Source organism: Micromonospora acroterricola, assembly GCF_003172955.1.
In the GTDB taxonomy this organism is placed as follows: domain Bacteria; phylum Actinomycetota; class Actinomycetes; order Mycobacteriales; family Micromonosporaceae; genus Micromonospora; species Micromonospora acroterricola.
On sequence record NZ_QGKR01000226.1, the window covers coordinates 87,133 to 107,738 of the forward strand.

The 20,606-nt window shown below is 69.2% G+C and carries 18 protein-coding genes and 1 pseudogene; 9 read left to right on the forward strand and 10 right to left on the reverse strand.

Features of this window, described 5'->3' with window-relative positions:
* Positions 1-21: 21 nt before the first annotated feature.
* Positions 22-2,976, reverse strand: coding sequence for an ATP-binding protein (locus DKT68_RS19800; RefSeq protein WP_109818889.1), 2,955 nt, complete (start codon positions 2,974-2,976; stop codon positions 22-24).
* Between the two features lie 419 nt (positions 2,977-3,395).
* Here DKT68_RS19800 and DKT68_RS19805 point away from each other — a divergent pair, with 419 nt between their 5' ends.
* The gene (locus DKT68_RS19805; protein WP_109818890.1) at positions 3,396-3,665 is read left to right on the forward strand and encodes a hypothetical protein; all 270 of its coding nucleotides are present in this window, start codon (positions 3,396-3,398) and stop codon (positions 3,663-3,665) included.
* A gap of 394 nt (positions 3,666-4,059) precedes the next feature.
* On the forward strand, positions 4,060-4,893 hold the full coding sequence (locus DKT68_RS19810) for an MBL fold metallo-hydrolase (RefSeq protein ID WP_236646980.1): 834 nt from the start codon (positions 4,060-4,062) through the stop codon (positions 4,891-4,893).
* 94 nt (positions 4,894-4,987) lie between these two features.
* On the opposite strand, the gene DKT68_RS19815 is transcribed toward DKT68_RS19810, so the two are convergent.
* The gene (locus DKT68_RS19815; protein ID WP_109818891.1) at positions 4,988-5,530 is read right to left on the reverse strand and encodes a dihydrofolate reductase family protein; all 543 of its coding nucleotides are present in this window, start codon (positions 5,528-5,530) and stop codon (positions 4,988-4,990) included.
* Positions 5,531-6,295: 765 nt separating this feature from the next.
* Positions 6,296-6,960: pseudogene (locus tag DKT68_RS32100) on the reverse strand (IS5 family transposase); the annotation flags it as partial.
* 404 nt (positions 6,961-7,364) lie between these two features.
* On the opposite strand from DKT68_RS32100, the gene DKT68_RS19830 reads away from it, so the two are divergent.
* The gene (locus DKT68_RS19830; protein ID WP_109818894.1) at positions 7,365-7,943 is read left to right on the forward strand and encodes a hypothetical protein; all 579 of its coding nucleotides are present in this window, start codon (positions 7,365-7,367) and stop codon (positions 7,941-7,943) included.
* 404 nt (positions 7,944-8,347) lie between these two features.
* On the forward strand, positions 8,348-8,929 hold the full coding sequence (locus DKT68_RS19835) for a lytic polysaccharide monooxygenase (protein ID WP_236646981.1): 582 nt from the start codon (positions 8,348-8,350) through the stop codon (positions 8,927-8,929).
* Positions 8,930-9,069: 140 nt separating this feature from the next.
* Here the strand turns inward: DKT68_RS19835 and DKT68_RS19840 are convergent, their stop codons facing one another.
* Positions 9,070-9,609 carry a hypothetical protein gene (locus tag DKT68_RS19840; RefSeq protein WP_146218403.1) on the reverse strand — a complete coding sequence of 180 codons (540 nt, stop codon included), beginning with the start codon at positions 9,607-9,609 and terminating at the stop codon, positions 9,070-9,072.
* 84 nt (positions 9,610-9,693) lie between these two features.
* Positions 9,694-10,719, reverse strand: coding sequence for an AraC-like ligand-binding domain-containing protein (locus DKT68_RS19845; RefSeq protein ID WP_109818896.1), 1,026 nt, complete (start codon positions 10,717-10,719; stop codon positions 9,694-9,696).
* Between the two features lie 757 nt (positions 10,720-11,476).
* Between DKT68_RS19845 and DKT68_RS19850 the strand changes: the two genes are divergently transcribed.
* The gene (locus tag DKT68_RS19850; protein ID WP_109818927.1) at positions 11,477-12,163 is read left to right on the forward strand and encodes a cytidylate kinase family protein; all 687 of its coding nucleotides are present in this window, start codon (positions 11,477-11,479) and stop codon (positions 12,161-12,163) included.
* A 413-nt stretch (positions 12,164-12,576) separates the two neighbouring features.
* On the opposite strand, the gene DKT68_RS32440 is transcribed toward DKT68_RS19850, so the two are convergent.
* On the reverse strand, positions 12,577-12,702 hold the full coding sequence (locus tag DKT68_RS32440) for a hypothetical protein (protein WP_269089862.1): 126 nt from the start codon (positions 12,700-12,702) through the stop codon (positions 12,577-12,579).
* A 245-nt stretch (positions 12,703-12,947) separates the two neighbouring features.
* On the opposite strand from DKT68_RS32440, the gene DKT68_RS19860 reads away from it, so the two are divergent.
* The 4 genes from DKT68_RS19860 (at position 12,948) to DKT68_RS31520 (ending at position 17,150) form a co-directional block, all read left to right on the forward strand.
* Positions 12,948-14,087 carry an MFS transporter gene (locus tag DKT68_RS19860; protein ID WP_161556685.1) on the forward strand — a complete coding sequence of 380 codons (1,140 nt, stop codon included), beginning with the start codon at positions 12,948-12,950 and terminating at the stop codon, positions 14,085-14,087.
* A 285-nt stretch (positions 14,088-14,372) separates the two neighbouring features.
* Positions 14,373-15,134 carry a cyclase family protein gene (locus tag DKT68_RS19865; protein WP_109818898.1) on the forward strand — a complete coding sequence of 254 codons (762 nt, stop codon included), beginning with the start codon at positions 14,373-14,375 and terminating at the stop codon, positions 15,132-15,134.
* A 13-nt stretch (positions 15,135-15,147) separates the two neighbouring features.
* The gene (locus DKT68_RS19870; protein WP_109818899.1) at positions 15,148-16,806 is read left to right on the forward strand and encodes a thiamine pyrophosphate-binding protein; all 1,659 of its coding nucleotides are present in this window, start codon (positions 15,148-15,150) and stop codon (positions 16,804-16,806) included.
* A 107-nt stretch (positions 16,807-16,913) separates the two neighbouring features.
* Positions 16,914-17,150 carry a hypothetical protein gene (locus DKT68_RS31520; RefSeq protein WP_201749116.1) on the forward strand — a complete coding sequence of 79 codons (237 nt, stop codon included), beginning with the start codon at positions 16,914-16,916 and terminating at the stop codon, positions 17,148-17,150.
* Here the strand turns inward: DKT68_RS31520 and DKT68_RS32720 are convergent.
* From DKT68_RS32720 to DKT68_RS19890, 4 genes are all read right to left on the reverse strand, one after another.
* The gene (locus tag DKT68_RS32720; protein ID WP_201749112.1) at positions 17,048-17,305 is read right to left on the reverse strand and encodes an NAD(P)-binding domain-containing protein; all 258 of its coding nucleotides are present in this window, start codon (positions 17,303-17,305) and stop codon (positions 17,048-17,050) included. The two genes, DKT68_RS31520 and DKT68_RS32720, sit on opposite strands and share 103 nt — an antisense overlap.
* Positions 17,306-17,342: 37 nt before the next feature.
* A complete protein-coding gene (locus DKT68_RS19880; RefSeq protein ID WP_109818900.1) occupies positions 17,343-18,206 on the reverse strand; it encodes an LLM class F420-dependent oxidoreductase in 864 nt (287 codons plus the stop codon).
* 171 nt (positions 18,207-18,377) lie between these two features.
* Positions 18,378-19,226, reverse strand: a complete 849-nt coding sequence (locus DKT68_RS19885; RefSeq protein ID WP_109818901.1) for an ATP-grasp domain-containing protein — start codon at positions 19,224-19,226, stop codon at positions 18,378-18,380.
* A gap of 230 nt (positions 19,227-19,456) precedes the next feature.
* On the reverse strand, positions 19,457-20,560 hold the full coding sequence (locus DKT68_RS19890) for an esterase/lipase family protein (RefSeq protein ID WP_146218404.1): 1,104 nt from the start codon (positions 20,558-20,560) through the stop codon (positions 19,457-19,459).
* Between the last annotated feature and the right edge of the window lie 46 nt (positions 20,561-20,606).

A 20,606-nucleotide genomic window follows, 5' to 3' on the forward strand; every position in this document is an offset into this window, starting at 1 on the left:
ATCCAGCGGATACGTCAATTTTCACGACGCGTCGTGGAGGGAGTCCTCTTCTGCGAACACTCCGGCCTCCACTGCCTTGACCGCGAGCGCGGTCCGGGAGCTCACCTTCAGCTTGCGCATCGCCGCACGCAGCTGTTGATCCACTGTGGCCGGCGACTTGGCCAGGATCCGGCTGATCTCCCGGTTCGTCTTGCCGGCGACGACCAGTTGGACCACGTCGAGCTCGCGAGGTGAGAGCTGGTCGCCGTACCCGCGTCGGCCGCCGCGCCACAGTCGCGGGACCTCGGCGCCGTGTTCACGAAGCCGCTGTGCGACACGGTCTGCATCGCCGCGGGCTCCAAGCCTGAACAGCTGCTCGTACTGTGCCGCCAGCAGCTTCCGGCCTCGTTCGATCTGGCCTTGCGCGATGAGCGCCTCGGCTTGACGCTCGCGGGCGAGCATGGCGTCGTAGGGGCGCGGCAACGCGCTCCAGGCGCGCGCCGCCCGATCGTATGCCGTCGCCGCGCGGGCGTGATCTCCGGCTGCCGCGAGCAGCAGGGCACGGCATACGGTGAGCGCGGCGCGAGGCGCAGGCGCCGTACGGCCACGCAGTCCTCTGGCGAACTGGTCGCCCAGGCGTGTCGCGGCCTTCAGATCGCCCGCGGCGAGGTGCGCCTCGATCCGGGCGGGGACGAGGTCCGTCGCCCAGACCCAGATGCCTTTTCTCCGGACGGTGTCGATCGGCTCGTTCGTGACCTGCAGCGCCCGGCCGCTGTTTCCGTCCGTCAGCCACAGTCTGGCCAGCGCAGCGGCGGCCTCCATCGTGTCGTCGGCTGCGCCGAGACGGGCAGACTCCTCGAGGACCAGCCGGAACTGCTCCTCCGCAGCGCGCCGCCGTCCGGCTGCGGCTGCCAGCCGGGCCGCGAGGCGAATGCTGCCGAGGTAGTGCGCCGGCCGGTCCCGGTCGGCATCGGCGAGTGCCGCGCTTCGCTCCGCGAGACCCTCCCACCGGCCGGTGAGCCACGCCAGGTTGGCCTGTTCGAGTCGGACGTTGTGGTGCAACCGGGACGCCTGCTCGGCCTCGGCAAGGCGCATGGCCACGGCGAGGTGTTCCTCCGCGTCGGCGTACCGACCCCAGATCAGGGCGCCGGTCCCGACATTTGCGTGGATGCGGGCCACGTCGAGACGCTCCGCCGAGGTCACGCCGTCGATGGGCAGGCCGGCGACGACGTCCCAGGCCTCCTCTTCGCCGAGCATGAGCAACGCCGCGGCTCGGTTGCCGGCCAGGTTCAGCCGGTCTGCGGGAGAATCGAATTCGGCGGTGAGCTCAGCGGCGCGATCCAGCCAACGCCGATGGGTCGACGCCGGCCACGGCCCCGCATAGGCCCATCCAAGGTAGGTCATTGCCCGAGCCGCCTCGACCGGGTCATGGTCGAGGTTGGCCACCGCCTGCTCCAGCTCGCTGAGTGCGGCCTGCGCCTCACCCCCGGTGATCAGGAGCCGACCCAGGGGGTTGCGGATCTCGGCCTGCTGGCGGGCGGAGAGACCGGGGGTCTCCAGCACCGAGCGCAAGGTACGGATCACGCGGTGGTAGACCTCGTCGACCGGTTCACGACGGCCCAGTGCGGCAACTCCGGCGATGCGCGCGACCCGTGCCCTATCCACCGGCGGCAGCACGGCCCACGACAACAGATCGACCAGCAAGTCGACCGCCTTGGTGTGGTCACCCGAGGCCATGGCCAGCTCGGCACCCTGCTCGGCGTACCGCGCCCAGGACTGCGTCTCGCCCGCCTCACGGAAGTGGTGGGCAAGGCGTGCGACAGGCGGCGGCTGGATGTCCTCCAAGGCCCGGCCGGCCAGCAGGTGGAAGTGCCTGCGGTCGGTCAACGGGATCGCTTCGTAGACAGCCGTGGCGGCCAGCACATGCCGGAATCGCCACTGGTCGCGGTCGTCTCCGTCCAGGACGCCAGCGTTGGCCGCCTCCGCGACAGCGCCTCGACACGCAGCTGGTGACAGACCGGCGGTCACCGCGATCGTGGCCACCGATGACCGCTCAGCCAACGTCGCCGCGGCTCGCAACACCTGCTGCGCCGTCGGCGACAGACGGCCCACCCGCTCCCGGGTGGAGTCGCGCACCGTTGGCGGCACCTGTAGCTCGCGCAGCTTCAGCCGGACCCACTGTCCGTCGCGGAAGACGAGGTCGGCGCGGTCGCACATGAGGCGAACCGACTCCTCCAGCGCCAGAGGAACGCCACCGGTCCGCTCGTGCATGAACGTCGTGAACTCCTGCGATATCGGGTTGCCGTCCAGCATCGAGGACACCAGCGCAGCCGTGTCGTCGGGTCGCATCGGCGCAAGGGCGATCCTCAGCTGGGTCACGCCGGCAGGCAACCGGGACGTCAGCCGCAGCAACAGCGATCCGACGTCCACCTCCTCCGGCCGATAGGAGATCACGAGGCTCGGCCCGTCCGATTGCTGTCGGGAGGTGACGAACAGCAGGAACTCCAAGGTCACCTCGTCGGCCCAGTGAGCGTCCTCGAGCACGAGAACGTCGACACGCAGAGCCCGCAGCAGCTCGTCCAGGGCGCGGAACAGGCGATGCGGTGCCGCCTTCGCATCGTCCAACGGCTGCAGTGCGGGCGGCAGGTCCGAGGACCATTCAGGGAACAGGGGCCGTAACGCACCCGCAAGCTCGGTGAGCCGCAATCGCGACACCGGGCGGTCGATCCCACGGAACGCGTCGACGATCGGCCCCAACGTCAGCGACTCGCGAAGCGGTGGGCACACCGAGACCAAGGCGGTGCGCTGGTCCGGCGCGGCCAACCACTCTCGCAGCAGTCGGCTCTTCCCGATCCCCGCCTCGCCCTCTACCAGCACGATCGCCGGTGGCCGGGCCAAGGCGCCCCGAAGCGCCGCCATCTCCCGATCACGACCCACGAAATGCGGCGTAGAAACCGTCGGTGAAGTCCCGTCGTCCTCGGGCGAGGGGTCGAGCATGCGTGATGATCTCGCTTTTCGATGCTCGGGCACAAGTACCATCGCGGCGACTCGCGTTGCGGGATCCTCATCGCAGGACGCCCGGCCCCGATCGGCGAGGGGCCGGCAGTACGGGCAGCTGATCAAGGGCGGCCTGGATCGGCTGACTCAGCAGCTGACCTCCAGGTGGACGCGCGCCGCCAATGATCAGCCGGCAGCCGGCGGCGTAACCGGACAATGCCCTGGATCGCGGGCCGGACGAAGGGCAGCGGTCCGCCACTCGGTTCGTCCAACATCTGCGGTACGTCCTCAGCGGCGTGTTCGCCTGCCGCCCCGTACACGACGGCGGGGACCACTGGGGGCGGACACCTGGTGGGCGGTGGGATGACATCCGGGATCTGTGGGGAGCGGGCGGCCCGCGGTACGCGGACAATGGGGGAATGAAGCGAGAGGTACGCCTGATGCGGTTGACCGGGACGCGCGCTAACGGCGCGGTGGCGACGGGCGCGGCGGCTACAGGCGCGCGGGCTGCCGGGGCGGCCTCGCTCGGCGCCCTCGCCGTGGGGGCGCTGGCCGTCGGGGCCGTCGCCGTCGGAGCGCTGGTCATCGGGCGGCTGACGATCCGCCGGGCGGTCGTGCGGGAGCTGCGCGTCGGCCGGTTGGAGATCGACGAGCTGGTGGTGCACAGCCGACCCACTGCTGAGGGATAGCCCACTCCGGCGGCGGGCGAGATCGTCGTTGGCGCTGCGCGGGGACGGCGCCGGTAGGCATGGCACCACGAACGTCGCGAGTTGCTCAGGGGCGCCGGCGAGGTCGGCGCCCTACGCACCCGAACCACAGTCGACCGCTGCCGCGGCGTTTTGGGCGTACTTTGCGGGGAATGATCGCGGTTGGTCGGTAGCAGGATCACCATGTCCTGCGCGGGAACCCCGCGACTGGCGTAGCGGCGGCGGGCTGGTGCCGGTGGGCGTCGAGGCAGCGACGGTCGCACGTCGCTGGCCTCCCGCCTCACATGGGGTCGATCTCACAGTCCTGGCGCTGCCTTCATTCCTTCTCAGGGTGCTAACTTCGGTCAAGAGAAGTTAGATGGGAGTGTGAGAGAACGTGACGCTCAGGTACGAGGTGTTCGTTGCCGATCCACTGCCGCTCGCGGTGAGCGAGCCGGTGCCCAATGGTGACCGCCGGATGTTCTCGCCCTTGTCGGTCACCCTGATCTCGGGCAGCCGGGACGCCGTGCTCGTCGACCCGCCGCTCACCCGGGCGCAGGCGGATCAGGTCGCCGCGTGGGTCGCAGCGAGCGGCCGGCGGTTGACCCACATCTTCGCCACGCATGGTCACGGCGATCACTGGTTCACAGCCGGGCTGCTCGCCGAGCGGTTCGGGGCCGAGGTGGTCGCCTCGGCCGGCACGATCGAGCAGATGCACCGCAACGTGGCCATCCGGCCGGTCTTCTGGGACAAGCTAGTGCCCGGCCAGATCCCCGACGCGCCGGTCACGGCGACCACCCCGCCGGGCAACCGCGTGGAGTTGGAGGGCCACGAGTTGGTCATCGTGGAGGTGGGCCACAGCGACACCGACGAGACCAGCGTGTTACACGTGCCTGGCCTCGACCTGGTGGTGGCCGGCGATGTCATCTACAACGGCGTGCACCAGTTTTTGGTTGAGTCCGGCGACGGCGGACGTGACGCGTGGCGCAAGGCCATCGACGCCGTCGAGGCGCTGCGCCCCCGGTTCATCGTGGCCGGGCACAAGGACAAGGGCCTCGACGATGACGCGGCGCGCACTGTCGCGCAGACTCGCGAGTACCTGGACGCGGTCGACGAACTGCTGGCCAGACACACGACCGCGCTGGGGTTCTTCGACGGCATGTTGGAGCGGTTCCCCGCCCGGCTCAACCCGGGCGCCCTGTGGGGCGGCGCCGTCGCCCTATACGCCTGACCCCGGCAACAAGGACACCGCCCACGCCGCCCGCTACAACCACGCCCTGGCCAACATCTCCCAGGGACACGCTGTAGCCGTTGGAGGGCTGCGCCTACTTTCGCACGCGGAAGCGGAGCATGGTGACGGCGCCCGACTGGGTATTGCTGAAAGGTTCCAGGTCGATCCTGCCAAGGCCTGGAGGCGAGAAACGGACACCGTCGCCGAGCAGCAGCGGTAGGACGTACACCAGGATCTCGTCGACGAGCCCGCGCTGCAGACACTGGGCGGCCACATCGGCACCGAGGATCTCCAGGTTCTTGCCGCCCGCGGCGCTGCGTGCCGTGGCAACGGCTTCCTCAAGTCCACAGCTGAGGAATGTGACGGCAGGGTCCGGCTCGGCGGGAGGATTGTGGGTGAGGACGAACTGTGCTCCCCCGTCGTAGCTGGTGTCCTGGTCGGCCATACGCTTGCCGACCTCGTAAGTACCCCGGCCGATGAGCATGGCGCCCGTGGCCGCCATGACCTCCGGGACCGTATCCGCAGTCAGGTACTCGAAGATCCAGTCCATCGCGTGGCCAGGACCGGCGATGAAACCGTCCAGCGACATCACCCTGTTCACGACCACCTTGCCAGTGAAGGTGCCTACATCACTCATACGCTTCTCCAAGGATCTTGGAAACCGAGGTCGGACCCTGGTTCGGCCCGGCGGGGAGGGCAAGGGCGGCCCGCGACGCACCGCATGCCGCGACTGCGCAAAAATAGCAGCGGTCGCCACCCGCGTTGGGCCTACGGACCGTCGATCGGCGTTGCGATACCGTCAAGGTGCCCCCACCGGCGTCGAGCAGTCCGCGTCCACCGGCTGGCGACGGTCCGCAGGGCACCCCACGAAACAAGGGAGATACCGATGCTGGAGCCTGAGCCGGCTCAAGACGCCCACGCCGAGGATGCCGACGAGCCAACCACGGCCGAGACCGAGACCGGCGAGGTCGAGGTTTACGAAAATCGGGCTGCCCGACGCGGGAAGGGCAAGGTGGCCTCGCCTCAACCGGATGGAAAGGGTCAGCGATCCGGCGGCCGGGGTTCGGTCCAGAGCCCGCGCCAGTGGGGTAACCGCCGAAGCGGTTGATCCCTTGGTGGAGCGTTCGTTGGGTGAGGGAGCTTCGGCTGGTCATGTCCGTCCGGTCCGGGTGAAGACCAACAGTTCCACGCAGGATCTGGCTGCTTACGTCGGCGCCTGTCGGGGTCTTCGGGACGGGCGAGTTCCCAGGAGTAGGCGGGCGCTCGTCCTGACCGACGGTCTCGGCGGTGTCGGTGTCGGCGCTGCTGCGAAGGAGGTTGCGGACCCAGGCGCAGGTGTCCGCGCGGTGGTCGACGAGAGTCTTGCCGGACCAGCTACGGGAGACGACGATGGGTCGGCCGCCGTGATGCCCTTGTCGCGTAGGTGGCGGCGGTAGCGGTCGTAGTCGTAGCCCCGGTCTGCGTATGGTCGTTGCCGGGGCCGGCCGCGGATGCCCTTGATTCAGGGGATCTTGTCGACCAGGGGCATGAGCTGGGTGACGTCGTGGCAGTTTCCGCCGATGAGGCTCACGGCGAGGGGATGCCGCCCGCCTCGGTGATGACGTGGTGTTCGAGCCTGGCTTGCGGCGGTCGAGCGGGCTTGGACCGGTTTCGGGTCGCCCTTCAGCGCCCGGACGCCGGAGCCGTCGATCAGCGCCCGGACGCCGGAGCCGTCGATCAGCGCCCGGACGCCGGAGCCGTCGATCAGCGCCCGGACGTGGGAGCCGTCGATCACCGCCCGGGACATGTCGAGCTGATTGTTGATCCGGAGCTTTCCGAGCAGAACCTCGTGCAGTCGTTGCCACACCCCGGCGTCGTTCCAGTCCCGCAACCTGCGCGAGCAGGTCATGCTGAGCCGAACCCCAGTTCCTGGGGCAGGTGCTCCCACGGGATCGCGGTGTAGAGCACGAACAGGATCCCGCACAACACCTTGCGGTCGTCGAGGGCTTACGGCCCGGAAACCGGTGCCGCCGTGGGGCGGGGTGGCAACAGCGGCGCGATCTCGGCCCACAGGTCGTCCGAGACCATCCACGGCGGCTGCTCACCCCTCCTCGCGTTCAGACAGAACCCATCCTCTCGTCCGGAGAGGGCGGCCGGGCCGGATATACGCTGATGCTCGTCGATGTTGCCAGAGCGGATCCGGGCGTGTTGGAATGGCTCACATCGCCGCAGCGCGGGGGCAACCGTGCTGGGAACGGCCAGCACGGGAGCATCGCAGTGCCGGCAGCGCGCCGCTTTGGCAGACGCTCGCATGCCGCATCGCCGGGCCATCTCTGTGACGACGGGCATTTTGCCGGGCAGGCATCCTCGCCCGCCGTACGTATCCCCGGGTACGTGTCCCCGACGGCCGACGCGCTCGACGACTGACACGCCGGGGGCGTCCGATTCGGTCTGCCAGCGCACCAGAACCGGCGACGAGGTGAGAAGCAATCATGATTTCCCGAGAGAGTTTCGCGGGGTGGTACCGAAACCGCCTGGTGTGGGTGGCGGTGATCCTGCTGGCGGTGTCGGCCGGCACGGTCGTACTGGTCAACCAGGCCGGCCCGGAGGCGGAGCCGGCGGATCTGCAAGCGCAGATCATGACCCGGATGCGCACCACGCTCGAACAGGCGGACCCGGGGCAGCACAACCACGCCGGACACAGTGTTCAGCAGGTGGCCACCGAGGAGAAGCCGGCGGTGATCTGCGGGGTCCGCGTCTACGGCTACGAGCCGGCCGAGGTCACCGCGCTCGCCGACGTGCAGACGGTCTACGGCTTCCACCTCTGCGGGGTCGCCGAGCAGAAGCGCCCCTGGGACGTTGCGGTCAAGCTGGCCGGCCCTGTGATCATGGACATGTCCACCGAGCCTCCGGGCATCCAGGTGGTCGAGGCGACCGCCGACGTCATGTTCGTCGACCGGCTGCGGGAGATGTTCCCGGCCAAGTACGCGGAGTTGGCGCTCAAGGAGGCGCTGGCCGACTCGGAAATGGCCGACCAGCGCCGCCGGTACGACGCCGCAGCCGGGCTTTGACCACGCCGGGCGGCCGGGCGGGGTGGTCGTGCCCGCACCCACCCGGCCGCCGGATCCGAACTGCGAAACCAGAGGCTGGACAGCGCCTTCACCGGGCCCTCCGGTAGCTGTGAACCGTCCGTGTACCGCAGTGGATGCCGTTGCGGGCGATCCGTACGGCGATGCCGCGGCTGCGGACCTCGGTGCGCAGACCCGTCGTTCCGGCTCTAAATCGATAAGCATTGATATTTAGGCTCATAGATGTAACAGTTGGTGTGGGAGCGTTCCCACGCTGATCTCTAGTACCGAAGAACGGAGGATGAACAGTGCGTTCACACAAGTCCGATCAATCCGACGGACGGTCCCGGTCAACCGTCCGTCAGTCCCTCCGAGTGCTCGTCCCGCTGTTCGCCATGGTGGTCGCTATGCTGCCCTGGACCGGCGCAGCCCAGGCGCACGGCACCGTCATCAACCCGGCGAGTCGCGCCTACCAGTGCTGGAAGACCTGGGGCAACCAACACACGAACCCAGCCATGCAGCAACAAGACCCCATGTGCTGGCGGGCGTTCCAGGCCAACCCCGACACCATGTGGAACTGGATGAGCCAGCTGCGGGACGGCCTCGCCGGCCAGTACCAAGCCCGCACCCCGGACGGACAGCTGTGCAGCAACGCCCTCTCCAGGAACGACACCGTGAACCAGCCCGGAGCATGGAAGGCGACCACCGTCAGCCGCAGCTTCACGGTCCAGATGTACGACCAGGCCAGCCATGGTGCTGACTACTTCCGGGTCTACGTCACCAAGCAGGGATTCAACCCGGCCACCCAGCGGGTCGGGTGGGGCAACCTCGACTTGATCACGACGACCGGGCGCTACGCGCCAGCGCAGAACATCTCGTTCAACGTCTCGGTCTCTGGACGCACCGGAAACCACGTCCTGTTCGTGATCTGGAAGGCGTCACACATGGACCAGACCTACATGTGGTGCAGCGACATCAACATCGCCTGATCGGCAAGATTGACAGCCGCGGCACTACTCCGGCCCAGGACGTTGGCGTCCTGGGCCGGATTGTTCTTCGTAGTGCCCTACCTGTGGGTGCCGAACAACACCGGCGCACTGCTGAAACTGGCCGACCCGGCCTCAATCCGTCAACATGGATCGATGTAATAGACGGGGTCCCAGTCGACTCGTACTGGATCGTTGCCCGGTCCAATGACCCTCTCGGTCGACTTGTCCTGTCGCTTCAAGATCGCGCGCGGACCCGGATTGCCGGTCTGGCTGTTGGCGACGGCACCGTCGCCGATGAAGTTGGACAACGAACGTTCCGAGCAGGCGTAGAGATAGTAGACAGTGTGCAGGCCGTTACCCTCACCGGCGGCGAGGCACAGGAACCCGCTCGGGCAGTTGTTGATGAGGCGGTTCCGGTCGTCCAGGCGCTGACCGCCGTACCGGAGTTCCCTGTTGTCGGGAAACCATGGCTCGACCCATGGCGCCCAGGCCATCGCCGCAGCGACGGGTCTGCTCGACCGCTCCTGGGCGGTCCTTTCCGTTGCCTGCGCCGCCGGAGCGGTCATCGAGAAGGCCGAGAGCAGAACGATGATCGCCGCGACGACGGTCAGCGCCCGATAGCGCGGTCGTGCGGATTCGCCAGGACGCTCGCCGGGTAGATTTCCCCGTGGTGCACGCATGTGTTCCCCCACTCCTCTTGGCGCCTGTGCGGGTGTCGGCGTAGCCGCCGCACGGCGTGGTCTTGCGCTCCTTCCTCAGAGGATTCAGGGAGTGTTCAAGCTCGTCCATGCGGCTGTGTGCACACCTGTTCGTTCTGCGTGCACTGCCATGTTCTGGCGGCGGAACTGGAGCGGGGAGAGTCCGTAGGCGCTGCGAAACGCTTGGCTGAAGTGCGTCGGGTTGCGAAAACCCCACTGGCCCCCGATCGCCTGGATCGAGCGACCGGCCAGTCCGGGCTCGGCGAGGTCGCGCCGGCACTGCTCCAGGCGGCGCTCGCGGATCCAGCCGGCGACGGTGTGCTCCTCCTCCTGGAAGAGCTTGTGCAGGTAGCGCAGAGAGATGTGGTGCGCCGCGGCGATCGACTCCGGGTTCAGGTCCGCGTCGCCCAAGTGCTCCCGGATGTACGCGTGAATCTGGGCCATCAACGCTCGCCGTCTGCTGTGCTGCGGCACCACGGCCTGCGCATCCAGCGCGTCGGCCAGCGCCACGGTCAACAGATCGAGCGTCAGAGTGGACAGCCGGGTGGTGTCGGCCGGGCTCAGCTCGCCCATGCTCCGCGCGAGCTGAAGCAGGAACTGCGAAGACAGCGCGGCGACGCCGCCCGCGGCCGGCAGGCGCACCGCGCCCAGTTTCCGCAGGTCCCGGGAAGGCAGCGGCAGCAGCGTGCGCGGGAAGCGCAACAGGAGCAGCTGGCTCACCGGGACGTGCGGGTGCAACTCGGCCACATAGGGCCGCGAGGTATCGAACAGCATCAGTTCTCCGACGCCGAAATCCGCGTGCCGGCGATCCTGCGCGATCATGCCGGTACCGCGCACCATGCAGCCCAGTTTGAACACCTCCGGATCGGCCTGGCGAATGAGCTTCGGCGTGCGATGCACCGAGTGCGGCATGCTGGTGATCAGCGCGGCCTGCACGCCGCCGAACCCACCGACATCAATCCGACCCTGGAATTCGCGCTCCAACTGCGGATCGCAGCGCAGGTCGTAGGGGACAAAGACCTCCGCGCTCACATCGCGCCAGAAGTCGAACCGCTCTCCCGGCGGCAGATTATCCGTGCTGATCACATCCATGACGCCGCCAACCGGTTGTCCTCATGGATAAATCTACCTATGTGGCTTACGTTACCGAGAGCATCAGGCCAGCGACAGGGTTTGAAGCGCAGGGGCATCCTCCTCGATTGCCGTGTCAAGGTCGTTTTCCTCCGCCCCCACCGGCCCGGCCGCGGCGGAGGTGCCGCCTCAGGCGACCGGATCCTGAGCTCCGAACGGTGCGTACCCAGCGACCGTCGCGGAGGTGAGCGCTCCAGCCGCCTGCCCCGCGGCTTCATGCCACCACCACGACTACCCGGCGACCAGCAGGCACGGCGCTGAGGCGGACAGGTTGTCGCGCACGCGACCGAGATCAGCGCCGGCATCAGGACGCTGATCGCCGCCCCGGTAGGGGTACCGCGAAGGGATCGGCGGGAGGGACGCAGCCGTAACCCTGCAGGGCGCCGCGATCAGGAGCTGATCCGGGTCGCCCTTCCGCCGCCATCGAGGTCCTGGAAGTGGTGCTCGTGACGGAGGGCGCTGAAGGGACCCCGTGTCTGCTCGTCGACAAAGCGGTGTGGGCGTTCGTAGACGGTGATACGGCTGGTCATGCACCAGCGCAGATCCGAAATGACGCGCGCGGAAAGGTAACCTCGTCCGCGAGGGGGAGGCGGCGCTGAACTGTGCTGGTTGCGGCCGTTTCCTGGCTGCCCTGTGGGGATGCGGCGTGAACGAGGTGGTCGTCGGGCTCCAACTCGGCGCAGGCCGGTGCGCTAGGCGCACGGAGAGGGGGCAGACGATGGAACACGGCACCCGCGACGATCTCCTCGGCCGGCTGGCCGAGGAGATCGGGTCCGTTACGACCACGCACCCGCTACGGGTCGCCATCGACGGGCCGCCTGCCGCCGGCAAGACCACGCTGGCCGACGAACTCGAAGTCGTCCTCCACGCGGAGGGTCGCGAAGTCATCCGCGCGACGATCGACGACTTCCTGTTCCCCCGGGCACAGCGCTATCGACGCGGCCAGTTCTCGGCCGAGGGCTGCTACTTCGACGCCCACGACCGCGACGCGATGTGTCGGGTTCTGCTCGATCCGCTGGGCCCGGACGGGGACCGAAGGTTCCGGACAGCGGTCTACCACCGGGAAACGGACACCACGCTGCCCCTCCCGGTCGCGACGGCCCCTGCGGACGCCGTGCTGCTCTTCGACGGCGTCTTCCTCCTACGCCCAGAGCTGATCAACCGGTGGGACCTGAGCGTCTTCATGTCCGTCACGTTCGATCGGACGTTGGATCGCGCCCAGGCCCGAGGCACGGCACTCGCCGGACTTACCGCCGACGCAACCGAGATCGAGCGGTCCTGGCGCAACCGCTACATCCCCTCCCAGCAGCTCTACTTCACTGAGGCCCGCCCGACCGACCACGCCGACATCATCGTGAACAACGACGAGCTCCAGCAGCCCGCCTGGGAAGTCAGACCGCACTGATCGGCACACAGGATTTGACCGGGCTGCCGACCACGATCCGGGCCACCACGGCACGAACGCTCGCGACGTTCCCGGTCGGGTCTCCGGCGCTGGTCGTCCACCGCTACCCCGCCGAGCAGCCAGACGGCCACCGCGACGACGAGGTAGACACTTGCCGCGATTTCCAGCCCGCTCCGCATCGTGCATCGAGCGAGGTTCAATTCGCCGGCGCCGCCCGGCCAAAATGTGATCGCGATCGTCGCGGTTGATAGTCGAATTCTCGTTAGTCGACGCACGGAATCGCGAGGACGATCTGCGACAACGTCAACATCCGTCAGCGTCGCGATGCGGCAGCTGATCGCTGCCCGGGACTGGGTGCACGTGATCCGGCTGCCGGCTTGCGTACCCGATCTCAACCCACCGAAGCCGTCTGGTCACACCTGAATCGCAGCGTCGGCAACCTCGCCGTGCATGGCGTCGACCATCTCCAGGCGATCATCAAGCACCGGCTCAAGCGGATCCAGTACCGGCCCGACCTTGTCGACGGCTTCCTCGCCCACGCCGGCCTCACCCTCGAACCCGACTCGACGGCCAAGACCGGATGGTCCACCGGCTCGGGAGCTGGGGGCCCCGGCGTCGTGGAAGATGGCTCATACTCGCCCAGGTGTATCGATACACCGGAAAGGACGGTCCTGCGTCGTCGCCTGATGCGACCAGGGCAAGCGGTCCGGATAACGCACAAGAGGCTCTTGTCGAGCCCCCACGACTCGCCGAACCGCCCGGGTCGACCCTGACCGATCCGTTCGTGCGGGACGCGCCGACAGTGCTCTCGTACGCCGCGCTCGGTTGCTTCACCTTCTGGCTCTACGCGTTCGGGCCGGCGGTCACCCTGCTCCGCGAGGAGCTCGGGTTCTCCTACTCGGTGCTCGGTGTCTACCAGGTGTTCTGGGCCGGTGGCGCCGCCTTGGCCGGGGCTACGTTCGCGTGGGCTGCCCGCCGCTTTGCCAGGGGCACGCTGTTGTGGGCCTCGGCGCTGGCCACCGCCATCGGGGCGGGCCTGTTCACCCTCGGCAGCGGTGTGCTGGCCACCCTGATCGGCGCCGTAGCGTTCGGCATGGCCGGAACGATGCTGCTCACCGTGATCCAGGCGATCCTGTCCGACCGCCACGGCAACCGACGCGACCGAGCCCTGACCGAGGCCAACGTCGGCGCCGGCGCGTCCGCCGTGTTCGCCCCGATGGTCCTGGGTGCGCTGGCGGCCACCGTGCTGGGCTGGCGTGCCACGTTCGGGCTGCCGGCCGTCGTGCTCGTCCTGCTCTACCTACGCTACCGCCGCCAGCCGCTGCCGGAACGGCCCCAGCACCACACCGAGGAGCAGCGTGGACGGCTGCCGTTGGCCTGCTGGCTGTTCGCGATCCTGACGGCGGTCAGTTCGGCGATCGAGTTCAGCCTGGTGTTCTTCGGGCCCCAGATGCTCATCAACCTCGGCTGGTCCGCCGCCGCTGCCAGCACCGCGATGAGCAGCAACCTCGCTGGGATCCTTGCCGGGCGCCTGCTCGGCGCCGGGCTCACCCGCCGAGCGGGCCGCACCGCCACCCTCCTGTACGCCTCCCTGGCGCTCACCTTCGCCAGCATTGTCGTGTTCTGGGTGACCGGTCAGCCGGTCGTCGCCGTCGTGGCGCTGTTCCTGTCCGGAGTGGGCATCGCGAACCTCTATCCCCTCGCGCTCGCCCTCACCCTCGAAGCGGCCGACGGGCAGGAGGACCACGCCAACGCCCGCTCGCAGGTGGTCCTCGGCGTGCTCGCGGCAGTCTTCCCGTTCCTCCTCGGTAGCCTGGCGGACCAGTACGGGCTGACGGCCGGCTTCGCGCTCGAACCCGTCCTGATCGGCCTCTGTGTGCTCATGCTCTGGTGTGGCCTTCGTGCTGGCCACCGCACCGCCTAGCCGAACGAACCCTCGCGCCTGCACGACAGCCGAAGGAGAGGAAGGTGTCATGTCGGTGACCGTGCTGGACATCGGTGGCACACACGTGCGCTGAGCCCGGTGGTCCCCAGAGCACGGGCTTGGTGAGATGCCGTCGCGGGGGCCCTGGCCGACACTGAATCATCGCTGCGGGGGACAACCACAGCCTCAGGCACCCCGGTCCACGAGCCGCGGGGCGGGCAGCGCCGCTGACATGCCCCGTTGAAGAGTCCATCGTGGAGCGGGAGCACGGTGTACCGTCGCCGCATGACGGTGCTGCAGGAGTTTGTCGCCGCTCTTTCCAGCGGCCGGATCCAGGTTGTCGACCTCACCGCTCCGCTCTCGGACCAGACCCCGATCCTGGGTCTGCCCGAGCAGTTCGGCCAGACCTGGCCGTTCCGGCTCAGCGAGATCAGCCGGTACGACGACCGTGGTCCGGCCTGGTACTGGAACAACTTCTCCACCGGCGAGCACACCGGCACCCACTTCGACGCCCCGGTGCACTGGGTCACCGGTCAACAGGGCGCGGACGTGTCGCAGGTCCCGGTGAGCCAGTTGATCGCCCCGGCGGTGGTGATCGACCACGCCGCCGACGCCGCCGACGACCCTGACTTCCTGCTCGAGGTCGAGCACATCAAGGCGTGGGAGGCGGAGCACGGTGCCCTGCCCACCGGTGGCTGGCTGCTCTACCGCACCGGCTGGGACGCGTACGGCGACGACCCGGAGCGGTACGCCAACGCTGGGCGTACCCCGGGAATCTCCGTCGAGTGCGCCCGCTGGCTGGCCGAGGAGTCGCCGATCCAGGGCGTCGGGGTGGAGACGGTCGGCACCGACGCGGGCGCCGCGCATTCGTTCGACCCGCCGTTCCCGTGCCACTCGTTCCTGCTCGGCCAGGAGAAGTACGGCCTGACCCAGCTACGTAACCTGGCGCAGTTGCCGGCGACCGGCGCGGTGGTGATCGCCGGACCACTGCCGATCGTCTCCGGGTCCGGCAGCCCGTGCCGGGTCCTCGCGTTGGTCGAACGGTAGGACCGGGCCACAGATGCGGGTAGCCGAGGTGGTCGGGCGGGTTCTGTACGGACACGGCGCACGGCACGTCTTCGGGGTGGTCGGCAGCGGCAACTTCCATGTCACGAACGCGCTTGTGGCGGCCGGCGCCCGGTTCGTGGCGGCGGCCCACGAGGGCGGCGCGGCGAGCATGGCGGACGGGTACGCCCGCACCTCCGGGACGGTGGGGCTGCTCTCGGTGCACCAGGGTCCGGGCGTCACCAACGCGCTGACCGGCCTCACCGAGGCCGCGAAGAGCCGTACCCCGATGGTGGTCCTGGCCCCGGAGGCGACCGCGCCCCGGTCGAACTTCTTCATCGACCTGCCGTCGCTCGCCGCCTCGGTCGGGGCCGACTTCCACCGGGTACGCGCGACGCACGCGGCCGAGGACGCGGGCGCGGCGTACCGGGCCGCCGCCCGGGGCGCGACGGTGGTGCTGGGCCTCCCGTTGGAGGTGCAGCGCACCGTGACCGAACCGTGGTCCGGCCCGGTCCCTGCGGTCGCGCCGACCCCGGCCACCGCCCCGCAGGTCGAGCCGTTGCTGGCCCCGCTCCAGGCCGCACGTCGACCGGTCTTCATCGCGGGTCGGGGCGCCCGGGCGGCCCGGGAACCGCTGACCCGGCTCGCCGACGCGTGCGGCGCGCTGCTCGCGGTCTCGGCTGCGGCGAAGGGACTGTTCGCCGGGAACCGGTGGAACATCGACGTGGCCGGCGGCTTCGCCACCCCGCTCGCCGCCGAGCTGATCGGCGCGGCGGACCTGGTCGTCGCGTGGGGCAGCACGCTGAACATGTGGACCACCCGGCACGGCGAACTGATCCCGCCCTCCGCCGTCGTCGTCCAGGTGGACCACGACCCGGCCGCGTTCGGGGTGAACCGCCCGGTTGACGTGACGGTGACCGGCGAGGTGGCGGCGGTCGCCGAGGCGGTGCTCGGTCGGCTGGGCGCCGGCTCCACGGGGCCCGCGGACGCCGGGACCGGCGGCTGGCGTACGCCGGAGCTGGCACAACGGATTCGCGACCACGGCCGGTGGCGGACGGTCCCGTACCGGGACGAGGGTGCGTCGGCGCGGGCCGGCGCCCCGGCGACGATCGACCCGAGGACGCTCTCGGCCGCCCTGGACGACCTGCTGCCGCCCGACCGGACGGTGGTGGTCGACTCCGGCAACTTCATGGGCTACCCGTCGATGTGGCTCGACGTGCCGGACGTGGCCGGATTCTGTTTCACCCAGGCGTTCCAGTCGGTCGGGCTCGGCCTGGCCAGTGCGCTCGGCGCGGCGGTCGCCCGGCCGGACCGGCTCACCGTCGCCGCGGTCGGCGACGGTGGCTTCGTCATGTCCGCGACCGAACTGGTCACCGCCGTCCGGCTGGCGCTACCCCTCCTCGTGGTGATCTACGACGACGCGGCGTACGGCGCCGAGGTGCACCACTTCGGCCCGGACGGGCACCCGTTGGAGACGGTCACCTTCCCCGAGACCGACCTGGCCGCGATCGCCCGTGGTTACGGCTGCGACGGGTTGACCGTCCGGACCGTCGACGATCTCGGGCCGGTACGCCGCTGGCTCGCTGGTCCGCGTACCCGGCCGCTGGTGGTCGACGCCAAGGTCTGCGCCGCGCGCGGCTCATGGTGGCTGGAGGAGGCGTTCCGTGGCCACTGAGCCGCCGCCGTGCGTACGGCGACGGCTTCGGGATGGTTGCTCGAGACGGCCAACGCCCTGCGGTCGGGTGCGCCGGCGGGTCGACCGAGCCGCAACACGCTCGGAGCTTGGATGTGGGTGAACGCCTTGGCTACCTTCCAGGTTGGCAGATGTTGCTGCCGCAACTCGTGAACGGTCTTGGCGCCCGAGTCGATCTCGGGGATGTGACCGTCGCGCCAGGCCATGTAGTTGTTCGTGTCGATCACGATCTTGCTGGCCAACGCCTCGACCGGCATGTCGTTGACGACCTTGAGGGGCACGGCGACGACCGCGAAGTCGCCGGCGGCGCGGCCTCGGCAGCGTAGGCGGCGCGCGCGGCCGGTCCGAGGTCGGCGATGAGGCTGTCCAGCGTCTCCGGTGTCCGCGAGTTGGCGATGACGACGGTGTCCCCGTTGGCGACCGCTGCACGGGCGATCTGGCTACCGACCTGGCCCGCGCCGACGATCCCGGTGGTCGTCACGAGTGCCTCACGACCTCGTGGTCCTTCGCACCTGAAGTCAGATCAAGACCGCGGCGAGAGCGCGGAACGCGTCGGCGGGGAATGTCGTGGCGTCGCCGCCGTTGAGTACCTGGACCGCTACCTCGTCCGCGCCGGCCTGGTAGTGCTTCTCCAGCCCGGCCGCGACCTTTTCGGCCGTGCCCCAGGGGATCAGGGCGTCGACGAGGCGGTCGCTGCCGCCCCCAGCGAAGTCCTCGTCGGTCCAGCCGAATCGCCGCAGGTTGTTGGTGTAGTTCGGCAGTGCCAGGTATCCGCTCGTGTACTGCCGGGCCGTGACGCGCGCGGTGGTGGCGTCTGCGTCGAGGACCACCGCGACCTCGGGGGCGAGCAGCCGGTCAGGCCCGAGTGCCGCCCGGGCCTCGGCGGTGTGCTCGGCAGGGACGAAGTACGGGTGCGCTCCGGCTGAACGGTCGCGCGAGAGCTCGAGCATCCGCGTGCCGAGTGCGGCCAGGATCCGCCGCTCGGGAGGGAGCCCGGCCGCGTCGAGACCGTCGAGGTACTCCACCATCTTCGAATACGGCTTGCGGTAGGTTGTGCCGCTGCCTTCCACCAGCACAGCGTGGCTGGCGCCGAGACCGAGCAGGAACCGGCCGGGATGGGCCCGCTCCGCGTCCTGGGCGAACGCCGCCACCTCTGGGGGCGACGAGTGCCAGATGCTCACAATCCCCGACGCGACCCCGATGCGCTTGGTCCCGTCCAGGATCTCCCGGAAGCGTGGGGCGACGTTCTCCTCGAAACCGCCGGAGAACCAGAGCCGTGAATAGCCAAGATCCTCCAACTCGGTCGCGGCATCGATGGCCGCGCCCTGACTCTCGCTAGCAAGGAAGAACGGTTGCCATACGCTGACGAGTCGTTGTGCCATACCGGAACACTACGCATCGGCTCCGGCAGGAGCGCGACGCCGCACCACCACATCGGTACCTTCCTGGCTCGTGGAGGCGCAGCGAGAGCGCGGTCCGCAGGACGTGCTCGCATCCCGTCACCGTGGTCCCGGGTGAAGCCATCACCGGACGGTGCTGAGGGACCCTGCCGTTCATGGGACCCCCGCACCTAGCGCAGCGAGGAAGTCGTGGGGGCTGATGGTGGTGGGTCGGTCGCTGACCTGGCCGTCGCCGAGTTCGATGACGCGCCAGATGCCGTCGTCGCGCTTCGCGAGGTCGATGGTGACGAAGGGTAGGTCGAGGGCGGCGACCAGCGGTGTGAGCGTGCTGAGGTCGAGGCCTGCGGGTGGGAGGTCATCGGGGGTGTCGGAATGCGCGCCGACGAGTGCACAGGCGCCGTTGATCCACCAGGTGCGTACCTCGGCGGTGGTGAAGCGCTCGAAGGCGCGCAGGACGAAGCCGCCGGTGAAGTCGTCGGCGCGGAGTTCCAGGAAGCGGGCGGCGACCTGCCAGGCGGCGGTCGGGTCGGTGAGGTCGGGGATGAAGGCGGCCTCGTGCCAGTGGTGTTTCATCGACTTCGTGTAGTCGCGCAGCACGGCGGCGCCGGTACCGAGCTGCATCCGGGCCTGGTCGAACGCCGTCCGCTCCGCGCTGGTCGTCCAGGCGGAGGTCGGGGTGACGGGGGCGAGGCGGTGGTACCAGCCGGGGAGTTCGTGGGCGCGGCGGTACTGGTTGGCGCTGGTGCGGAGGGTAACGCCACGGGCGGCGAGGGCGTCGGAGAAGGCCCCGTACTGGTCGCTGTGGAGCATCCACCCGCGGTAGACCGCGATGCCGCCGGCGGGCACGGCCGTGACTGCGCGCTGTGGGTCGTCGCGGGTCAGCGCGTCGTGGTCGACCACCGCGACGTCGATGCCGGCGGCGCGGGCCGCGTGGGCTTCGGGCGCGAAGTGGTCGTCGGGCCGGCGTGGCCGTAGGGGGTTCGCGGGGACCAGCAGCATCATCCCGGGCATCGTGCCGGAGGTACGACGAGTGCTCCACCTGATATTCCGATCGGCCCTGTCGCCCTGAGTTGCCCCGATTGTCGTGGGGAGGTGGCACGTTCCGGCAACGAGAGCGTCGCCGGGCTGAGGATCTTGGTGGCGTCTTCTCCGACTGGCTTCAGGGCGTGTTGGCGTACTGCGGCGTGTTGTGCTGGTGCGGGGCGGATGAACACGGCGAGGATCCGCGATGGTCAGCTGTGGGATGACGTGCGGACGGCGGACAGAATGTAGCGGATGACCTGATCATCGTTGTAGAGGCTGGAGTGCGCGAATCCTTTCCGGGTGGGGGTGGCGCGCGGCTCGAGCTGCAGCAGCGTCGCCGTGCCCGGCGGTGCGGCCTCGGCCGAGCAGGACGCGACCAGACCCGCGAACGGCCCGTCGATGCCAAATACCACCGCTGACCCAGCCATCGCCGCTGCCACCGCTACCACCACCAGGCCTGGCGCGGCAAACCCGTAGACCAGCAGGTCGAACGCCAACTGCCCGCCGTGGCCGACGAAACCGGCCACCACGAACGCGAGCTGCGGCAGCCCGATGAGGATGGTCCAGAACCACAAATTGGTCAGCAGCCGGGTCGCCGCTGCGCTCAGCCAGCCGACGAACTGGCCGGCCGCGAGCAACCCCGACGCCTCATCCCCGGCTGCCCGGATAACAACGGTCTCGCCAGGTCGGGCGGCGGGTGCGTGAATAGCGCCGATGAGTCGGCTCCGCCAGCCCGGCCCCAGCGATCGCCGGTGCAGGACCGCGCCAACGGCGCACAGCGCCAGTATGGCCGCGAATACACCGCCACCGATGACCAGCACCGCGTCAGCGGACGAGTGCGGGCCAGTCACAGCTGTCGCGGAAGCCGACCCGAGCAGCAGCACGCTGAACAGCACGATGATGAACAGCGGCCAACCGGTGATGCTCCGAGGCCGCGCGTGCAGGAAAGGCGTCGCCAGTGCCACTGTCGTAACCCGCGCTGCGCGGCCCCGCTCCGTACGCAGCTGGTCAGCGGCGTGCAGCGCGACGTTCCCGCCGTGGCTGTGCGCGATCACCCAGTGCCTGGCGAGAGGATGTTCGGTGAGCTGCCGCTGCAGATGCTCGGTCAGGCCCTCTGCGGCGTCCGAACGCGCCCGATGAGAATTTCGACCCGACCACGCGAACCGGGTCACGTGGCAGCCCGCCCGCTGCAGCGACGTACTCAATGCGCTGTCCGGTCGGGTCCACGGGGCGTCGCGCGCGAACGTGCCGTGGACCAACGTGATCACGGAGGCGCGGTCACCGGTCATGGATCGGGTCGGGCGTTTACCCATCGACGTACCTTACTGAGAGCGCCCGCCGCTGGCGACAACAGACACT

Coding starts and splice junctions, on each gene's coding strand:
- DKT68_RS19845 (WP_109818896.1), bottom strand. CDS start 10,719: ATGGATGTGATCAGCACGGATAATCTGCCGCCGGGAGAGCGGTTCGAC.
- DKT68_RS19850 (WP_109818927.1), top strand. CDS start 11,477: ATGGAACACGGCACCCGCGACGATCTCCTCGGCCGGCTGGCCGAGGAG.
- DKT68_RS19885 (WP_109818901.1), bottom strand. CDS start 19,226: ATGATGCTGCTGGTCCCCGCGAACCCCCTACGGCCACGCCGGCCCGAC.
- DKT68_RS19800 (WP_109818889.1), bottom strand. CDS start 2,976: ATGCTCGACCCCTCGCCCGAGGACGACGGGACTTCACCGACGGTTTCT.
- DKT68_RS19830 (WP_109818894.1), top strand. CDS start 7,365: ATGATTTCCCGAGAGAGTTTCGCGGGGTGGTACCGAAACCGCCTGGTG.
- DKT68_RS19815 (WP_109818891.1), bottom strand. CDS start 5,530: ATGAGTGATGTAGGCACCTTCACTGGCAAGGTGGTCGTGAACAGGGTG.
- DKT68_RS19840 (WP_146218403.1), bottom strand. CDS start 9,609: ATGCGTGCACCACGGGGAAATCTACCCGGCGAGCGTCCTGGCGAATCC.
- DKT68_RS19890 (WP_146218404.1), bottom strand. CDS start 20,560: ATGGGTAAACGCCCGACCCGATCCATGACCGGTGACCGCGCCTCCGTG.
- DKT68_RS19880 (WP_109818900.1), bottom strand. CDS start 18,206: ATGGCACAACGACTCGTCAGCGTATGGCAACCGTTCTTCCTTGCTAGC.
- DKT68_RS19870 (WP_109818899.1), top strand. CDS start 15,148: ATGCGGGTAGCCGAGGTGGTCGGGCGGGTTCTGTACGGACACGGCGCA.
- DKT68_RS19865 (WP_109818898.1), top strand. CDS start 14,373: ATGACGGTGCTGCAGGAGTTTGTCGCCGCTCTTTCCAGCGGCCGGATC.
- DKT68_RS19835 (WP_236646981.1), top strand. CDS start 8,348: ATGCTGCCCTGGACCGGCGCAGCCCAGGCGCACGGCACCGTCATCAAC.
- DKT68_RS19805 (WP_109818890.1), top strand. CDS start 3,396: ATGAAGCGAGAGGTACGCCTGATGCGGTTGACCGGGACGCGCGCTAAC.